The following is a 1740-nucleotide window of genomic DNA, read 5'->3' as shown; positions in this document are numbered from 1 at the left end:
GCGTTGTGTCAGAACAATTTGGTAAATAGCCAGTACAGGCTACCCGACAACAGAATCGCCGCCGGTAACGTCAGCACCCAGGCCATCAGCAAATTGCGGATGGTCTTCATCTGCAACCCACCCCCGTTCGCCACCATGGTCCCGGCCACGCCCGATGACAGCACATGGGTGGTGGACACCGGCAAGCCATACATGTCCGCCGCGCCGATGGTCAGCATCGTCACCATCTCCGCGGAGGCGCCCTGGGCGTAGGTCAGGTGGGTCTTGCCGATCTTCTCGCCCACCGTCACCACGATGCGCTTCCAGCCGACCATGGTCCCGAGCCCCAGGGCGATGGCCACGGCGATCTTGACCCACAGTGGGATAAACCGAGTGGCGTTGTCGATCTGTTGCTTGAACAGTTGCAGCTTGTTCTGGGTGTCGGCGTCGAAGTTGCCGACCTTGCCCTTGTCCATCAGGCGGATGGTTTCGCTGGTCAGGTACATGTCGTTACGCACGTTGCCCACGGCCTCGGCCGGTACAGCAGCGAGGGAGCCGTAGCTCTTCACTTCTTCGCCAATATGCCCGGTGATTGAGGCGAGGGCGGGCACCAGTTCCGGCGTGGCTTCCTTGGTGCGGACGTAGGTCGACAAGGTGGCGCGCGAGTCGGCAGGGGCCAGTTGCGGCGCCGCTTTTACCAAGGCCGCCTGGGTCACTTCGGCCACGGCGGCAAACTGCAACGACTCACCGGCCGGCATGGTGCGGTTCAGCGCGTAGGCCATCGGCAGGGTGCCCACCAGGATCAACATGATCAGGCCCATGCCCTTCTGGCCATCGTTGGAGCCGTGGGCGAACGACACGCCGGTGCAGGTGACGATCAGCATGCCGCGAATCCACCATGGCGGCGGGGTGTCACCTTTGGGTGCCTTGTACAGCGAACGGTTTTTCACGAAGGCCCGCAGCGCCAGCAACAGCAGGGCGGCGAAGGCGAAGCCGATCAGCGGCGACAGCAGCAGCGCATAACCGATCTTGATCGCCTGGCCCCAATCCACGCCGCTGGTGCCGTCACGGCCATGCATCAGTGCGTTGGCCACGCCTACACCGATGATCGAGCCGATCAAGGTGTGGGACGACGAAGCCGGCAAACCCAGCCACCAGGTGCCGAGGTTCCACAGGATCGCGGCGATCAACAGCGCGAAGATCATCGCAAAACCGGCCGAGGAGCCCACCTGCAAAATCAACTCAACCGGCAGCAGGGCGATGATGCCGAACGCCACCGCGCCGCTGGACAGCAGCACACCGAGGAAGTTGAAAAAGCCCGACCACACCACCGCGAAATGCGGCGGCAACGAGTTGGTGTAGATCACCGTGGCCACCGCGTTGGCGGTGTCGTGGAAACCGTTGACGAACTCGAAGCCCAGGGCGATCAACAACGCCACACCCAGCAGCAGGAACGGCGTCCAGGTGGTGACCACCGTGCCCAGTTCGCGCATGTCGTGCATCAGGCTGTAGGCGGTGAACAGCAGGCCCATGGCGAGTACGGCGAAGAAAATGATCACTGTCACCAGGCCTGGCTTCTTGTCCAGGCGCGGTTTGGGATCGGCGGTGGAAGCGTGTGCGGAGGCAGTCAGGGAAGGGGTGGCCATGCCGGAGCATCCAGTGTGGGGAGGATGTCGGTCATGATCGTTGCAGAATGTTACAGAGATGCTGCGATAAATCAGTGTTTAGGGAATTGAAGTTGCCGCTGGTCTATAAAACACC

At 62.1% G+C, this 1740-nt stretch carries 1 protein-coding gene; it reads right to left on the bottom strand.

Annotated elements, in window-relative coordinates; translation table 11 throughout:
• Positions 1-8: 8 nt before the first annotated feature.
• Positions 9-1625 carry an inorganic phosphate transporter gene (locus SNL23_RS20045; protein WP_076016636.1) on the bottom strand — a complete coding sequence of 539 codons (1617 nt, stop codon included), beginning with the start codon at positions 1623-1625 and terminating at the stop codon, positions 9-11.
• Positions 1626-1740 lie beyond the last annotated feature (115 nt).

Source organism: Pseudomonas sp. SED1 (genome assembly GCF_034044025.1).
GTDB lineage: Bacteria > Pseudomonadota > Gammaproteobacteria > Pseudomonadales > Pseudomonadaceae > Aquipseudomonas.
This window is presented reverse-complemented; position numbering and strand designations above follow the sequence as displayed.